Annotated in this window: 18 protein-coding genes; 1 reads left to right on the top strand and 17 read right to left on the bottom strand. The window is 37.6% G+C overall.

Going from position 1 to position 16,780, the window contains the following annotated elements:
- Nucleotide 1: 1 nt before the first annotated feature.
- The 16 genes from BM000_RS12260 to BM000_RS12185 form a co-directional block, all read right to left on the bottom strand.
- Nucleotides 2–763: a LicD family protein gene (locus BM000_RS12260; RefSeq protein ID WP_091498839.1), complete on the bottom strand. Its 762-nt coding sequence runs from the start codon at nucleotides 761–763 to the stop codon at nucleotides 2–4.
- Nucleotides 738–3,263, bottom strand: coding sequence for a YheC/YheD family protein (locus BM000_RS12255; RefSeq protein ID WP_091498836.1), 2,526 nt, complete (start codon nucleotides 3,261–3,263; stop codon nucleotides 738–740). Before BM000_RS12255 ends, BM000_RS12260 begins: the two co-directional genes overlap by 26 nt.
- Before the next feature lie 208 nt (nucleotides 3,264–3,471).
- A complete protein-coding gene (locus BM000_RS12250) occupies nucleotides 3,472–4,281 on the bottom strand; it encodes a flagellin N-terminal helical domain-containing protein (protein ID WP_091498833.1) in 810 nt (269 codons plus the stop codon).
- A 152-nt stretch (nucleotides 4,282–4,433) separates the two neighbouring features.
- Nucleotides 4,434–4,646: a carbon storage regulator CsrA gene (csrA, locus tag BM000_RS12245; protein WP_091498830.1), complete on the bottom strand. Its 213-nt coding sequence runs from the start codon at nucleotides 4,644–4,646 to the stop codon at nucleotides 4,434–4,436.
- 1 nt (nucleotide 4,647) lies between these two features.
- Complete coding sequence (fliW, locus tag BM000_RS12240; protein WP_091498827.1) at nucleotides 4,648–5,094, bottom strand: flagellar assembly protein FliW; 447 nt, start codon at nucleotides 5,092–5,094, stop codon at nucleotides 4,648–4,650.
- A 12-nt stretch (nucleotides 5,095–5,106) separates the two neighbouring features.
- Complete coding sequence (locus tag BM000_RS12235; protein ID WP_091498826.1) at nucleotides 5,107–5,697, bottom strand: DUF6470 family protein; 591 nt, start codon at nucleotides 5,695–5,697, stop codon at nucleotides 5,107–5,109.
- Between the two features lie 58 nt (nucleotides 5,698–5,755).
- Nucleotides 5,756–6,673 (bottom strand): flagellar hook-associated protein FlgL, encoded by a 918-nt coding sequence (gene flgL, locus BM000_RS12230; protein WP_091498823.1) that lies wholly within the window; start codon nucleotides 6,671–6,673, stop codon nucleotides 5,756–5,758.
- A gap of 10 nt (nucleotides 6,674–6,683) precedes the next feature.
- Nucleotides 6,684–8,249 carry a flagellar hook-associated protein FlgK gene (gene flgK, locus BM000_RS12225; RefSeq protein ID WP_091498820.1) on the bottom strand — a complete coding sequence of 522 codons (1,566 nt, stop codon included), beginning with the start codon at nucleotides 8,247–8,249 and terminating at the stop codon, nucleotides 6,684–6,686.
- Between the two features lie 11 nt (nucleotides 8,250–8,260).
- Nucleotides 8,261–8,758: a flagellar protein FlgN gene (locus BM000_RS12220; protein WP_091498817.1), complete on the bottom strand. Its 498-nt coding sequence runs from the start codon at nucleotides 8,756–8,758 to the stop codon at nucleotides 8,261–8,263.
- A gap of 31 nt (nucleotides 8,759–8,789) precedes the next feature.
- The gene (flgM, locus tag BM000_RS12215) at nucleotides 8,790–9,053 is read right to left on the bottom strand and encodes a flagellar biosynthesis anti-sigma factor FlgM (RefSeq protein WP_091498815.1); all 264 of its coding nucleotides are present in this window, start codon (nucleotides 9,051–9,053) and stop codon (nucleotides 8,790–8,792) included.
- A gap of 70 nt (nucleotides 9,054–9,123) precedes the next feature.
- A complete protein-coding gene (locus BM000_RS12210) occupies nucleotides 9,124–9,555 on the bottom strand; it encodes a TIGR03826 family flagellar region protein (RefSeq protein ID WP_091498812.1) in 432 nt (143 codons plus the stop codon).
- An 85-nt stretch (nucleotides 9,556–9,640) separates the two neighbouring features.
- A complete protein-coding gene (locus BM000_RS12205) occupies nucleotides 9,641–10,315 on the bottom strand; it encodes a ComF family protein (protein WP_177178296.1) in 675 nt (224 codons plus the stop codon).
- 14 nt (nucleotides 10,316–10,329) lie between these two features.
- Complete coding sequence (locus tag BM000_RS12200) at nucleotides 10,330–11,667, bottom strand: ATP-dependent helicase ComFA (protein WP_091498809.1); 1,338 nt, start codon at nucleotides 11,665–11,667, stop codon at nucleotides 10,330–10,332.
- A 261-nt stretch (nucleotides 11,668–11,928) separates the two neighbouring features.
- Nucleotides 11,929–12,771: a DegV family protein gene (locus BM000_RS12195; protein WP_091498807.1), complete on the bottom strand. Its 843-nt coding sequence runs from the start codon at nucleotides 12,769–12,771 to the stop codon at nucleotides 11,929–11,931.
- A gap of 431 nt (nucleotides 12,772–13,202) precedes the next feature.
- Nucleotides 13,203–13,877, bottom strand: coding sequence for a response regulator (locus BM000_RS12190; RefSeq protein ID WP_091498804.1), 675 nt, complete (start codon nucleotides 13,875–13,877; stop codon nucleotides 13,203–13,205).
- Between the two features lie 265 nt (nucleotides 13,878–14,142).
- Nucleotides 14,143–15,276: a sensor histidine kinase gene (locus BM000_RS12185; RefSeq protein WP_091498980.1), complete on the bottom strand. Its 1,134-nt coding sequence runs from the start codon at nucleotides 15,274–15,276 to the stop codon at nucleotides 14,143–14,145.
- Between the two features lie 323 nt (nucleotides 15,277–15,599).
- Between BM000_RS12185 and BM000_RS12180 the strand changes: the two genes are divergently transcribed.
- Nucleotides 15,600–16,235 (top strand): YigZ family protein, encoded by a 636-nt coding sequence (locus BM000_RS12180; RefSeq protein WP_091498802.1) that lies wholly within the window; start codon nucleotides 15,600–15,602, stop codon nucleotides 16,233–16,235.
- On the opposite strand, the gene BM000_RS12175 is transcribed toward BM000_RS12180, so the two are convergent.
- Nucleotides 16,232–16,723, bottom strand: a complete 492-nt coding sequence (locus BM000_RS12175) for a VanZ family protein (protein ID WP_091498799.1) — start codon at nucleotides 16,721–16,723, stop codon at nucleotides 16,232–16,234. The genes BM000_RS12180 and BM000_RS12175 overlap by 4 nt on opposite strands.
- Nucleotides 16,724–16,780: the final 57 nt, after the last annotated feature.

Raw genomic sequence — 16,780 nt, 5'->3', positions numbered from 1 at the left:
CCTATCCTTTCCAGATGCACTTGGTGAAATGCTTGGCTCGATCCTGTTCGTTGGGAAGGACCATATAATTTTTGTATAGGTCTTTCAAAACAAAATGATAGTTCTTAGGGGCTTTAAATGATTTCCCACAAAAAGTAACCTCCACGAATGGATACACATCCTTCTGCTTATATGTACCTCCTAGGTTTCGATCACTAATTACTAAATACTTTTTAAAACTACAAACTTCTGTTAGCCCATACAATATCTTGAATAAATTAAACAGTGTTTTATATAAAGATTGATTTAAGGGATTATTATTTGTAAATTTTCCATTAAGCTTATGAGTAATCTTTTTTAAAAGCGTATAATTTAAGCGGTTTAGCTTACTAATTTTTTTAATCTTAAAAAAATCAATAAATAATCCATTATTATCCTCATAATCTAATATTTGTGTTTTTTTATCTCTAAGCCTTGCATCAATATCCCATGACAAACTATCCGTTTTTTGATTAGTTACATAATAGTTGTCTTTTAACTTCTCCTTTAAAAGCATCATTGCAGTATCAAAATAGTCTTCTGGAATATGTAAATCGAGATCATCATCCCAAGGGATGAAACCTTTGTGTCTAACTGCACCTAGCAATGTACCAAAGCTTAAAACATATGGAATTTCATGTTCCATAAAAATGGTATCTATTTCTTGTAGTATCGTAAATAATCTTTTCTGTATTTTGCTTAAGCTCATTAACTCTTGATTATTGGACCTCATTGTGCTTTTCATACTCTAGACCTTTTTCCTTTTTAAATATATATTTACAATAAGGTATAACTAACTTTGCAACATCAAATTCATGATAAAGGACTCCCGGCTTGTTTACATTAATCTCTATTAAATGTAGATTTTTATCCCCATCAATCGCAATATCAAAAGCAAGTTCATTAATATTGTGCTCAAACATTTTCTCAAAATTAACAGCAATAGATTTAGTCATCTCTTTTATAGACTTTATAAAATTGTCATATTCCCGATCCGAATATGTTCTTTTAATAAAACCTTTTAAATTACCAATTTGACCACCTTCTGTTAAAGGTGATATTGTAGCAAATTTATAGCCAATCCTTGGATATATTATTGCGTAATCCCATTCTCCTTTTCCATTTTTAATCATATGAGCACGTATATCAAACGGATTACCTTCTTTTGTACGGGTTTTAATATACTTTTGGACAATAAATGTCCCTTTCTTAATTAAGCCTCTAAAATAATTTGTCATTTCACCGTCGCTTAAATGTCTTTTATTTTCTCCTTCAACTACTAAATAATCATCATGATTAATCATTTCAACATAATGAACACCTTTTGCAAAGGACCCAACTTCAGGTTTAATTATGATTGAGCCATACTTATCAATAAAATGATAAACATCTTTAATTCTTTCTATTTTTCGGTAAGGAATAATATAATGATCTATCTCGTTAACTTTAGACAATTTTTCATAGACATCAAGCTTACTTATTGAATTCCCATAGAATTTATTGGTAATAGGAATACCTTCAAGTTCTTCATAAATTTTCTGGTATTTACTTACACCTCTTAATCTTAATCGATCATAGATAACATCAGGGTATTCAACAATTTCACTCTTCCACTCATTATTCTTATAAAAATGCCCACGTATCAACATTGTTTCAAAATCTATATCGGAGGGAGCGAAATAAAACAGATCTGTTCTTTCGTAAGTAGCAACATAGGCACATGCTACGGTCAACTCATCAACTTCATTATCGGGCACTAACATGCCAATTCGCATATCTTCTGTCTTTTGATAATACGGGTACTGAGTAGTTGTTGAATTAAATTGATTCTTTGAGAACGATAGTTTTTGATACTGATTAGTGTTGAGTATCCCATTCTCTGCAACATATTTAGCATATCCAATTGTATTTACGGCACGTTCTTTTTCATGATAAGTGGATTGTGGTCCGTTATTTACCTCATGAAGCCAAAAACGTCCATTTTCGTCAATAGTAATGTCTAGACCAAGCTCATCTAGGGAAAAATTATATAATTTATCTAAATGCTCTGTTAATTCAGTGGATAACTTCAATAAATCATTGTAGTGCTTTTCTCCGTCATCACTAAATTCCTTGTTTAAAAATTCCTTTAAGTCTTCTGTGTAGCCACCTCGACTAATATTACTAAGTATGCTTTCGGAGCTTCCTATTCTTGGATAAATCTTTGTAATTACCCATTTACCTTCTTTATTTTTTTGCATATGAGCTCTTATATCAAAAGGCTTATTTTCTTTAGTCCTTGCCTTAACATACCGTTGAATCATAAACTGCATTTTAGATACAATTTTATTATCATCTACCCATTGATTAAAGGCATCTTTACTTAAGATGAATTCTTTTTTATGATCTTTTATTACATATTTATTTTCTTTTTTGTTAACAAAAAAGATTCTTTGACCTTGTCTTCCTAAAATTGGTTTTATAACTCCGGTATTATTTTCATTAAGAAAATTTAGAAGAATATCTTTATTATTTATTATTTTAAAGGGCACCAGTAACTCAGCAAATTTTCTGTTTTCCAGCATTATTTTAGGTAGAAACAGTTTATTTCCAAGTGAAAAGCTAGTAAACAAAATTTCCCTTCTCAGCTTTCGTTCAGTTAGTGATTGCCTTTGTTTTTGTGTTAACCCAATATTGTGAACAATAGTTGGAAAATTAACTTCTTGATAAGCTCTTTCTTCTTTTGTAACAAAAAGTCCATTTATTTTTTTTGCATCGAAATCAACATCCGATGAAGAAAAGAAGAATATACTTGTATCTTGAATTTCGGCTTCATGTACAAGTGCATTTATTCTATCTTCTGTATATAAATCAACTGGGTTAACCATATCATGATAAACACCTATCGTTAGTTTACTAGTGGGATATTCTATAGTTTCACCTAGCAAGTTTTTTATTTTCTTTAAGTTAGGAGACAAGTTAAATTGAATGACCTCTATCGATTTTGTGAAATTGTACTGTTCAAGAGATTTGGCTATTAATAGTATTGCTTTATTTATTTTTTTATTATAACTAAGTACGTTATTATCCAATGATTTAAGAATTGGTTCTAAGGATTTAAAACCTTCTACAATACTGCTAAAAATAACTACCGAATTTTTAAAGTCTTTAGCTTTAAGTTGCTTCTGTAGATGCTCAACAGCATCGATTACTGTATTGGTAATATTTATCACTTGTTTAATTTGCTGCAGATTCTTACTAGTCATTTCTTGCACCTCAGTTTTAAATTAAAGCTTTACTTTTAAATTAGTTGCATGCTTTTTAATACTAAAAGCTATGTAGGCTTTAATATTAATAATATTTTAATATTTACAAATAATCGCTAAAATAACACTTAATCAGTTTATAATACCAGTCATTTTATTGAATAAAAAAGACTCTAGAAATCTAGAGTCTTTCTTATTAATTAAAATATTAACCTAGTAACTGAAGAACTGATTGTGGCATTTGGTTAGCTTGAGCTAACATTGATTGAGATGCTTGAGAAAGAATGTTAGCTTTTGTCATCTCCATCATTTCTTTCGCCATATCTACGTCACGAATCCGTGATTCAGCAGCTGACAAGTTCTCAGATGAGTTATCTAAGTTAGCAATCGTATGCTCTAAACGGTTTTGAACAGCACCTAATGCAGATCGCTGAGCAGATACTAAATCAATTGCTTCTTGGATAGTTGTAATCGCTGCATCAGCACCTTCTTGTGTTTCAATAGCAATTGCATTAACGCCTAACCCTTCAGCTGTCATATCTTCAATAGATACTTGGATTGCTTGACCTTCATTAGCACCGATATGGAATGTAACTTCCAATTCACCACCTAAAAGGTTCTGAGTATTGAATTCAGTAGTCTCTGCAATTCTTGTGATTTCTTCTTGTAAAGCAGCAACCTCTTTTTGTAACTCAGCACGATCTGCTTCAGTATTTGTATCATTCGAAGACTGTACTGCCAATTCACGCATACGTTGAAGGATTGAGTGCGTTTCGTCAAGTGCACCTTCAGCAGTTTGGATTAAAGAGATACCATCTTGAGCGTTACGGCTCGCTTGGTCTAAACCGCGGATTTGAGCGCGCATTTTTTCAGAGATTGCAAGACCTGCAGCGTCATCACCAGCACGGTTGATACGGAGACCTGAAGATAATTTCTCCATAGATTTTTGTAAGTTTCCTTGGTTAATACCCAATTGACGGTGAGTATTTAACGCAGGGATATTATTGTTAATAATCATAATAAAATTCCTCCTTGAGTTGTGTTTGTCCACATCCTTGTGGGTTTAACCAACCATAGCGCGAGCGGCCGTCCCTCACCATGATCAGTCTGTACTAATTATATCGGATTAGGTCGAGAGATGTTTAATAGTTTTTCGTAAAAAAATAAAAATTATTTGAGGAAGTCACCAAAACTTGATGGAACGCTGGCAGCTTTGGTATTTTCCTCAATGATTGCTTGGTAAATTTCGTGACGATGAACATCAATTTCTTTTGGAGCAGTAATACCAAGCTTAATTTGCTCACCATCAATCGCCAGAACTTCAATTTCAATCTCATCGCCAATTTGAATTTTTTGCTTAAGCTTACGTGTTAAGACAAGCATGTTACACTTCACCCGCCTTGGATAGAGTTGTGAAAATCAGCTCTCTAGTCGAATACTGACTGTCATGAGTAATAAATTGCTTAGCCAGTTGCCTTTTCTGATTCACAACAATCGGCGCTTGTAAGTTAGCTGTACTAGATTTAAGCGCATCATTAAGTGTGACAAATGCAAGCAATAACACATCGGCTTCTTCGTCAATTTGCAACTGCTTAATTAACTGCTCATCTAGTTTGATTTCATAGTCAGTGACAAACTGAAATGGATTAATAACGACGAAAGCAAGCGCCGCTGTTGTGATTGATTGCAGTAGTTGAAAAGCAGGATTTTCATCAAAATTTAATAAAACAAAGTCTGTTTCAGTTTGGAAGCCAGGAATACCAGTTGGGAAGGTAATACGTTGATCATCATGTATGTCAATTTCACCAAAATATTGCGTTTGAATCTTCATTAAATCACCTTTCTATATCATCATTTCGAATTGGTTACCGATAAACTTCAAGTTAGGGAAGTCAACATCAAGCCAGTTTTTTTGTTCTAAATAAACATCCACAGCGCCGGCCTGATAGTCATGAATAACGGGATTTGGTCGAGCCTCAATTATTGGTTTATTTACAACGTTATTAATTTCGACTTCTGCTGGTTCATAGTCAATTTTAACGGAAAAGTGTGATGGAATAAAGCCAATGTTAAATGGTCGCACTTGTCGCGGTGCATTTTGCTTGGCGATACTTGCAATCTGATCGCCACCCTGTTCAATTTTCATCAGTTGATCGCCTTGACGCCGTCTCCGTTGCGATCCTTGGGCGGCTTTTTGCATCCCTTCAGCAGCTGATCGGCGCATTGATTCAGCAACAGGAAATTGCCCAAGATCGGCAAAAGCCTGCGACTGATCAATCGTTAACCGACCCGGACGGGTCCGAATATTAATGTCCGCTTTGGGTTGTTGAATTTGCACATCCGCTTCTTGACTTTCCAATCGTAATTGAGCATTTTGAATATCTAAACCAATTCTAGCATTCTGTGAATTGATCCGTATTTGTGGTAATTGCATGTTGTTAGACTCCCCTCATGAAGGAAACAGCCTTACCGAGCTGGTAAGGCTGTTCAATTTAACGTAAGAAATCAATTAAGCTTGGTTGAATCACTCTTGAACCGGCGCTTAATGCAGCACGGTGCACTGCTTCCTGTGATGTTAATTTTAATAAAACTGCAGCGATATCAGCATCTTCATTATCTGACATCATTCGCTTAGCGGAATTTGCTTGACTTGATAATCGGTCCTTAATTAAATCAACGCGATTCATTCTGGCACCAAGCTCGGCACGCTCGTTTACAACATTATTAATATGTTTGTCAACTACGCTAATATATTGATCAATTTCTGCATCTGGTGCACCCGATTTTAATAATTCAGAAAAAGCTTCTAGTTCATCAAATAGTTCCTGTGCAAACACATTGTCAGGGTTAACATTAGCTTGAATTCGGGTACCAGCTGTTACTTCAATTAAAACTGCATTGTAATCTTCTTCCCCACGGGTCACGATGACATTGCCATCTTCATCGATTTCAACTGGTTTTTGCAATTCACCATTGACTGTATTACCCGTTGTTTTTGTACCGTTGAACAAGTATTTGTTGTTTACCTTTGTGTTAGCGATTTCAGCTAAATGCTGCTTAAGTTGATCGACTTCTTCAGCTATGTTCGTTCGTTGTCCTTCATCATAGACACCATTTGAAGCTTGAACAGCTAGGTCCCGTAAGCGCTTCAGTGCTTCAGTCGCCTCATTTAAGGCATCGTCAGAATTATCCATCCAGTTATACATCTCTGATAAATTCCGATCATATTGTTCAATATTGGAGACCTCGGTTCGATAATTCATCCCTTTCATCGCAATAACAGGATCATCGGACGGACGGTTGATCTTCTTGCCACTAGAGAGTTGGTCCATGTAACGATCGAGTGCTGAATAACTACTGTTAATATTACGGAGCATATTATTTGAAAGCATCCCTTGGGTAATTCGCATTTAACTCACCTTACCTTCCTACTAATCCCATTCCATTTATAATACGATCAAGCATTTCATCGACGGTAGTCATACTTCGAGCTGCCGCATTATAAGCATGCTGGAATTTGATCATATTAGCCATTTCTTCATCTAATGAAACAGCACTAACTGAGTCACGATTTCGTTCAACTTGTTGACGGAGCACCTGGGAATTATCGACCATGCGATAAGACTCCTGTGAGACAACCCCAATCTCACCAATTACACCTTCGTAAAAACTTTTCACAGACGTTTTAGTTCCTAGACTAGATAAATGATTAGTATAGGCTGCGGTCAAGTTAGCAGCATTACCCCCATCACCGGAGTCGCCATTACCACTAGCTGCAATTAAATTGCGATTAGTAAGAATCTCTTCATTTACAGAAATTGTTAAGGCCGATCGTCCCTCTTCATTATCGAACACGAAGAAATCAGCGACGTCAGTGCCAGTATTTCCTTCTAAATCATGACCTTCTGCATGAATTCGATTAAACTCCGTGACAAATTCTAACGCCATTTTATCAAGATCACTTAAAACTTTATTGTAATAGCCCTGTGGCTCCTCACCGGTACCGATGTAGCCATTCATCTCCATCAAGCCGCGCATCGTACCAACTGATTTAAAATCATTAGCCGCCACAACTGTCGCATCCACTAGAATGTCTGGTGTAATTTCAGTGGTTCCGTCAGGAACAAGTTCCGGATTATAAAAATGAAAATCCTCTACATTGTTGTTATCATCATAGGCAACGAACAAATGCTTACGTTCATATGAATTTCCATCTACTAATGTAATTGGTTGACCACCAGTTCCATTTAAGGTGATGGTTGCTTTTCCTTCAGCAATACTACTTGGCATACCTGAACTCTTTTCGTAGCTGACCGAAATATCCGCCATTTCTGACAGGCGATCTATCAAGCGATCACGTTCGTCATAAAGATCATTGGGCACGTGACCGTGTGGTTCAATTTCGCCGATCTCTTGGTTAACGCTATTAATCTGATCTAATAACGAGTTGAACTCAGTTTGATTAACATCTAATTGGTTTTTCAAATCATTTCTGACCGCTTCTAGTGATTGCGAGATATAATTAAACGTATCCACAATGGCCTCTGCTCGTTGCGCGACGACAGAGCGGGCACCCGAGTCCTCAGGGTTAACCGAGAGATCTTGTAATGAATCCCAGAATTTATTCATTACATAAGATAAGCCTAGTTCCGACGGCTCATTCATAATTGCTTCCATTTGTTTCATTGCGTTAGCTCGCTCAATGAAATAACCAACCTTACCATGCTCTTTACGATATTGGACATCAAGGAATTGGTCACGTATACGCTGAATCGAACCTGCTTGGACACCACTACCAACTGTATCAACGACACCGCCAGGCTCGCGACTTGACTTCAAGGTGTTAATCTGTTCAAAGTTAACCCGTTGCCTTGTGTAACCTTCCGTATTAGCATTTGAAATATTATGTGATGTTGTATATAAAGCCGCTTGTTGTGAACTAAGCGCCCGCTTCGCCATCTCTAATCCATGAAAAGTTGAAACCATTTATTAGCCTCCTATGCTTTTGAATCAAAGACGGATCGCTTTACGCTCGGATCGTTTTGACTCTGTTTATGCCCATAATTAACCTGCTCGATTGACGGCGCAGCCATGTCAAGTTGGACTTGAACAAAATGTAGCGATTGTTCAGTTAGCTGCTGGTTAAGAGCTTCCTGTGCTTTCAAATCAACAAGTATGCTAGCTAGTTTGGTTGACAGTCGTTCTACCTGCCGATAATCTTCTGATTCTTGTTCAAGCTGTTCTAATAGAAGGGTGACCGTTATTTGATCGGCAGTAATGTCTTTCTTTACTGCCCAGTCCTTAAGTGCGTTAAGCCGCTTTTTCTCAAAAGTATTGATTGCCTGCACATGCTTATTCTCAGTCTTCAGAACAGCCTGTAAAGAAGTTAGCTCACCTTTTTTCAGATATTCTGTCTTTTGGAGAGAAAGCTTCAACAAGCTATCGTGTAACTGTATTAAGCGTTCAAGCGCGCTTAACATTGGTGCTAACGCCATAGGGCAAATCCTCCTTTAGCATCAATCAGGTTTATTTCCAGTATTGCAGTAGTTTCTTGGCAATTAGATCCGGCTTAATTTGATACCTATCTGCCTCGACTTCCTGTCTTAGTGCTTCGACTCGGGCTTCTCTTGTTGGATGCACCTGATCCGATTCCTGCATTTTTTTTGCTTGTTCCGAAATTTGCAGTTGATCTGCCTTCGCTTTATTATGTGTTTTTAACTGCTTTTGTTTGTCGAATTGGGCTTGATAAGGATTAACCTTATTGGGTTGGTTCGTCCCTTGAATCTTCAAGACCAGTCACCTACTTTCTATTCCGCTTACTCTGTAATTAATTCTTATATCGGCAGAAGGGCGTATATGTTTAATTTCTTTTTTGAACTTTATCAACGGCAAAATAAGTGTGTTGTCGTTCTTTTGTCGATACCTCTTGCTTACCTCTCACCTGGGAAATTGCATCTTCCTTTTGTAAGGTACTGGTTAGTTCAGTCGAACAACTACTGCACAGCACACCTTCATCAATATGGTTACCACAGCGCTCACATGGATAGGTGAGGTTAGGGAATTGCGACGTACGCAAGCGTTTTTCTTTTACAAATTTAATAATTAGGCTTTCCTCAACACCAGTTCCGCTGACAATCTCAGGAATGGTTGCTTTTCGATTAACTCTCTTTTTTAAAAATTCATAGACTTTCTGGAAGCTTTTTTCTTCTTCTTTATAGCAATTTGAGCAGATTGACCGCATTGTTTTAACAAAAAGGTTACCACATTTGCTGCAATTCTCTAATTCACCCATGAGGATCTCTCCTTTAACAAACTTTTAATAGACATATTATATCATATATATCGGCTTAATTCGGTTAAAGCTAAAGTCTCAGTTATTAGCGTGCAAGTGTAAAACTATAGACATTATGGTAGCCATTTTCAAATAATGTACTGGCTGCATGATGGATGGTAGCGCCAGTCGTATAGATGTCATCAATGATCACAATCGCTCTATCTTTGCTTGTTGGTTGAGGAGATAGCATAAACGGATTAGCCATTGCTAATCGGGCTTTTCTGTTCTTTTTCGCTTGTTTTTCCCCTTCCGTCCTTATCAGCAGGTTGCTGATTGACAGAGGCAGGCGCTGGGCAATGGCTTCGGCCTGATTAAAGCAACGTGCTTGTAGCCGAGCATTACTAAGGGGAATTGGGACAGCAAGTGCCGTTGCTTTAAGCTGGTTATAATGACTGTGAAAGGCATGCTTCAATTCTTTGTTAAACATATCAATCAGCTGATAGTCACCTCGATACTTGAAGCGAGCAATGATTTCTTTTAAAAAAGGGTTATAGCGATAGACGGCACGATTCTGCTGCAGCACCACCTTGGTAACCCAGCGTTGACAATCCTGGCAGTCTAGCGTGTCATTACGACCACAATAAGAGCACGTCGGCTGACTAATGCGCGTTAATTGTTGTTCGCACTGTGAACACATTTTCTTTTCTGCTGGTAATAACAAAATATTTTGCCATGACCGTTGTTCAATGATTGGTTGCTGACAAGCCAAACAATTCATTAACCTTCCCTCCCCTATAGGCCTGCTCGTTTATTCATCGTGCGAATTGCAGAAACGGCTTGTTTAATGGCATGCGTTAAGCCATTATGGATAAAAACCACTTGACCAGTTGGATCTTTCGGGCTCCGACCCGCTCGACCAGCAATTTGCACTAAAGCAGCTTGGTCAAACACTCTGTGATCAGCATTTAACACGACTACATCTACTGCTGGAAATGTGACACCCCGCTCTAGTATGGTTGTCGTTACTAAGATATCTAATTGATGGTCACGGAATTGCTGAACCTTCTCAATTCTATCTGGATCGCTGGCATGAACAGCGGCAACACGTTTGTCTTTTAGCTGCTCGGCTACAACCTTAGCTAACTGATCAGCCTGGCTAATGGTCGGGGTGAAGATCAACAACTGCCTTGCCTTACTTGTCCGCTTCTTATACCACTTCCAAAAAACATCTGGTGGCCGATGACTTATTTGCTGCCAAATGGTAACTACGGTTGGAACAGGTAGAGGATGACCGTGAAAACGAATAGGGACAAACACAGTTGGAATTTTCTTCTTTAATAAAGCTGGTCGCGGGGTTGCTGTTAAATAGACGAGGCTACCTGACTGTTTAAGCGCTCGATTAGTTGCGTAGGAAAGATTGGGATCGGCATGGTAGGGAAAGGCATCGACTTCATCGATAATCATCACATCAAATGCCTGTTGATAGCGAAATAGCTGATGGGTTGTTGTTAAGGTCATCTGTGCCGTTCGATGGTTCGCACCACTGCCACCGTATAAACCGACAATCGTTGTCTTGGGAAATGCGGCCTGGAAGCGTGGGACTAGCTCTCGTACGACATCTGCTCTGGGCGTTGCTAGACAGACGCGTCTTTGATCCGCCAACACTTTGGCAATACCATTGAAAAGCATTTCTGTTTTTCCTGCTCCACAAACGGCATGAACTAACAGCTGTTCTTTTTCGGCAGTCATGGCCTGCTCAATTCGTTTTGCTGCGGCTTGTTGCCATACTGTCAGTTGGCCAGACCAATGCAAGGGCTCTTGAATCTTTGGCCAACATGGTGCTTCACCTTGCCATTGGTAAAGCGGTTGACAGCTCATCACTCTACCCATTTGAATGCAGTATCGACAATAATGATGCATCTTCTGGCACCTCACACAATTGAACATACCAAATAGATGCTTAGTCTTGTTACCACAGCGTTGGCATTGGCTAGTCAAGCCTTTTATCACCAGTGAGGGGCGAGGTATTAGCTTCCTAGCAGCGCATAGCCACGCAAATTCTGGTTCAGTTAATTGTAATTCTTCCTTTAATAGAAGTCGTCCTGAAAACCGTTTTGCATACTTGTTCATTTCGTTACACACTCCTCGATAACAGCTTACCATAAGCTGATTAATCAGCAGGAGATCATTATTTAATAATTTATGTAAGTATTTGATACGTTCACTATACTTAACGTTAGATTTACAAAAAAACACGAATTAAATTACGTGATTTGTTAATGTTGTAGAAGCTAAAGCATACAGACTTGATCGTATTCATCTGGAATATCCGAAATGCTAGCTAATTCAAATAAGCAACCCATACTTCATAATTGAAGTATGGGTTATTTATCAAACGTAATACCAGCCTAATCCAATTGAGCCTTCACCAAGATGCGTCCCAATAACTGGGCCGAAATAGCTAATTGACAATTCGATATTGTCAAAACGCTCGTTCAACTCGTTAGCAAGCTCCTCTGCTAAAGGTAAACAATTGCCATGAATCACAGTAACTTTCATCTGTTTACCTGTGCGTGCTTCTTGATCAAATAGTTCTATTAAACGTTTTAAAGCTTTTTTTTGCGTACGAATCTTTTCAAATGGGACGATCTTTGTATCAACAAAATGAAGAATTGGTTTAACTTGGAGCATGCTACCAACTAAGGCTTGGGCTCCGCTTAGGCGTCCACCACGATGCAGATGTGCCAAGTCATCAACCAGAAAGTAAGCTTTCATTGTTTGCTTCATCTCATTTAATCGATCAAGAATGACTTCAGGTGCAGTACCAGCTTGTGCAAGCTTAGCTGCTTCTACTACATAGAATCCCTGAGGTGAACAGCTAATTTCTGAGTCAAACGTATAAACGTCAATCCCCTCGACCATTTTCCCAGCTGTCTGCATCGATTGAAAAGTTCCGCTAATTCCACTTGATAAATGAATAGCAATAACAGCGTCATAATCCTTGGCGAGCTTCTCTAACCTTTCTGTCATATAACCAATTGATGGCTGAGAAGTCTTAGGGAAATCCTTTGAATTGCGAACAAGTTGATAAAATTCTTCCGCATCAACTGCAATCTCTTCTTCATAAGATGCATCATCCAATGTTATGCTCAAAGGAACCATTTCAATTTGATAGGCTTCCCTTGTTTCTTTGGGTAAATATGCGGTACTATCAGTTAATACTGCAATCTTCATAGGTTTATCTAACCTTTCTGTACAAATTATAAAAAAAAATAAATGCATATACTCTATTTTACATAATTCAAACCGAAAATAATAGTATTTCACTAAACTAGTTAGTAGGAAAGACATAGACAGCGGCCAAGCAACAGGGACAAAACCGTTTAGATAAGAAAAATCCGAACACCTATGCTTATAGCGCTTCGGAAAGACACCTAGCGTTCATCTTAAGACATGAACGTGACACCTTCGACTCACTGGATGTGAGCCGAAGATGCTACAAGTGTTTTACCTACGCTTAGCTCAGAATGTTCGGATACTGTAATGACAGATCAGTCTCATCTTATAAATTCGCTTAAAAGGTTTATGTATTAAAGGAATCTTCGACTAGTTTCACAATTATGATTTGAGTTAACGTCTTTCTATAGCGTGACGATTAGCTTACTCTATAACACCTCTACCCAACCATTTCGAATAGCCATGACAACTGCTTGTGTCCGGTCATTAACATTCATTTTCTGTAAAATATTACTCACGTGATTTTTAACTGTTTTCTCACTAATAAATAAGGTTTCCGAAATTCCGCGATTACTTTTCCCATCAGCTAACAATTGGAGAACTTCACATTCACGTCTTGTTAATAAGTGCAATGGTTTGCGATATTCAACCTCTTCTAATCCGCCTGTCTCTACCTTGCTCAAACGTTGAAATTCTTTAACAAGATTGTGCGTGATTTTAGGATGTAAATAGGCGCCACCTTCACTTACGATTTTGATTGCTTCAATAAGTGCTTCTGAGTCCATTTCTTTTAATAAGTACCCTTGTGCACCTGATTTCAATGCATGCGTAACATAGTTCTCGTCATCATGAATTGAAAGAATAATGATCTTAACTTCTGGGTATTTAGCAAATAATTTTTTAGTTGCTTGTACGCCGTTAATATGGGGCATATTAATATCCATCAGTACAACATCGGGCTTGTACTTCTCAACAAGCGCTAACGCTTCGTCTCCGTCATTTCCCTCTGCGACTACTTCAAAGGATTCCTCAAAATCAAGAATTCGCTTAACGCCTTCTCTAAACAAAACATGATCATCAATCAAAACAATTTTCCTGGTCATTAATCTAACCTCCATTTATATAGTAATTTTTATTACCGTTCTAAATTAATTAAAAGTAAACCCTATAAAGCTATTATCGGCCTTTGTGTCGATAGTGTGAAGTTTCAAACGAATTAAATCATTCGTTGGAAAATTCACTTAAAAAAAACTTACCAAGCAACCAATCCTTTATTTTTACAATTAAAATCACTCTTTAATTATACATAAAAAAAACAAAAAAGCACCTATAATGACTATTTGTTAAAAAAACTTTAATCAAATTGTCCTAGTTTTTTAATGGAATTTTAATATAAATTGCTGTTCCCTGATCAATTACTGAATTAATTTTTAATTCTCCATCAAGCATTTCTACGCGTTCCTTCATGCCAATTAAGCCAAAGGATTTATCTTTTTGTAAGTTAATATCAAACCCAACACCGTCGTCACGAATAGTTACACTGACATATTTAATATTGTAGTGAATATTAACTTGAATACTGTTAGCAGAAGCATGTTTAACCGCATTTTGGACTGATTCTTGAACAAGTCGAAAGATCGCTACCTCATACTTAGAAGACAGCCGTTCAAATCCACCGCTATCATTTAACTCAATTGAAAGTTGATGATACTCCTCCATATTAGCTAAATATTTTCTTATAGTTGGAATCATCCCTAAATCGTCTAATGCCATTGGTCTAAGATCATAGATAATCCGGCGTACTTCATAAAGAGAAGACCGAACCATCACCCGCATGCTTTTCATCTCTTTTAACGCTTCTTCCTGACTACGTTCACGAAAAATACGATCAACCAAATCTGCTCGTAAAAGAATATTAGCGAGCATCTGGGCTGGCCCATCATGGATTTCCCTCGAGATACGGCGTCGCTCTTCCTCTTGTGCTTCAATTATCTGTAAACCAAATAACTGCTTTTGGTTGGCGTTCTCAATTAGATTACCCACTTCTTTAAAGTCATTCGCTAGATAATTGGAAACAACTGAGACTTTACTAACTAAATTAGTTCCCCGCTCAATCATTTGGTCCAAGGCTTTAAGCCTGCGTTCAACATAATCACGCCTTTGCCTCAGAGCCATTTCCCGCTCATTTAGCATTTTTAAATCAGTTTGTAACGTATGGGCGAGCTCATAAACCTCACGAATTTCATCTTCTGAATAGACATTGAAGTTAGCACTTACTTTAGCTAATCGATTTCTAGCAAGCCGTTCTTTCTTTTCTAGCTTTTCACTTTCAATAATATTTTCTTTAACTTTTTCTCTAATATCATGCAGTTGTTCAGAGAGTGTTTTATGTTCATTCCGAGATTCCTCGGTAATTTGATAGATTTCCCCCTGACTCTGCTCAACTACCTCAATCATTTCATTAATTATCTTGTCTAAATCATTTCTGTTTTTTTTCACCATCTTAATAGCTCCAATTTGTTTAAAGATTCCCTTTATCATAGCATATTCATAATCCAAAGAAGGTTTTATAATCACCTCATACCCAAAAATACAGGAGTTAAAACCAAATTTTTTGGTTTATTTTTAAAGATCTTATTATTAACGTTTTTGTAGTAAATTTATTTTTGAACATAATCGCTTAAACAGTCCTCAGAAAGAAACGATTAATCTGCGTTAATGTATTAATTACTTGATCAAGCCAATCAGTGTATACAAAGTAACATCTTTACTTTACCCTAAAGCTAGAGCACCTTATAATAAAGATAGAACAAGGGGGATTTATGATGCTCAAGTCATATTTGACTGTAGCGCCTGAAGGCACTGCTGAAGTAGAAATACAGAAATCACGATTTATTGGTCACGTTAAGCGCTGTGAAAGTGAAGAAGAGGCCGTTGCGTTTATTCAACTGATTAAAAAGCAACATCATCAAGCCAATCATAATTGCTCATGTTATTTAATTGGGGAACATGATCACATCCAAAAAGCAAATGATGATGGTGAACCGTCTGGAACAGCAGGTGTACCAATGCTTGATGTCTTGAAAAAACGCGGGTTAAAAGATGTCTGTGTCGTGATAACCCGTTATTTTGGTGGAATAAAACTCGGGGCTGGTGGCCTTATTCGTGCATATGCCGGAACAACATCAGAAGCATTAAATCAAACGGGGATTGTTGAGCGTAAGTTAATGAAGCAACTTAAATTAACCGTTGCTTACACCTTACTCGGTAAGGTGGAGAACGCTTTACGACAGCAGCAATACCGCATCCACTCAATTAATTATCTTGATTTGGTTCATCTTCATGTTTATGTTGAAGTTGATCAGGTGGCTACCTTTACTGCTTGGGTCATTGATTTAACGAGTGACCAAGCACAAATTGAGTTTGTTGACGAACTTTATCTTGAGCAACCAATCAGCTAATTCAATTTGCGTTGGCGCAACTTATGTATAAATAAAATAACGAGCATGGCGATGAGTGCACCGATGCCGTCAATCACAACATCCCCCCAGAACGCGGTACGGTTAGGGGTGAAGCTTTGATGCCATTCATCAAGAACAGCATAGCCAATCGTTAGTAGCACTGACAGGCTAAGATTTCGACCAAACGTAGCTGGTGCGTTTTTACTTAGCGCTAGGTAAAATAAGCAAGTTAACATAAAAAAGACAAAGACGTGGGCGCCTTTTCTAATAAAGAACTCAACAAAGCCATTCAAACCAAGTGCCGCAACACTAACCTCAGATTGGTTATACATAAATTGGACGCTAGCAACATAAGGTTCAATAATCTGGAGATTAAGATAACGGTCAAGCGCTGGGCGAACATCTTGATTTTGGTAGGGCTGAGCAGATGAGTAGAAAATAAACAGCATCCAACTAATTGGAGCGCACCAGTATATTTTTTTTCGCATAGAAACACGCCTTTCTCTATTAGATGTGCGTTTGTTTATGATATGATTTGGAGATAG

Source organism: Amphibacillus marinus, from assembly GCF_900110345.1.
GTDB lineage: Bacteria > Bacillota > Bacilli > Bacillales > Amphibacillaceae > Amphibacillus_D > Amphibacillus_D marinus.
This window is presented reverse-complemented; position numbering and strand designations above follow the sequence as displayed.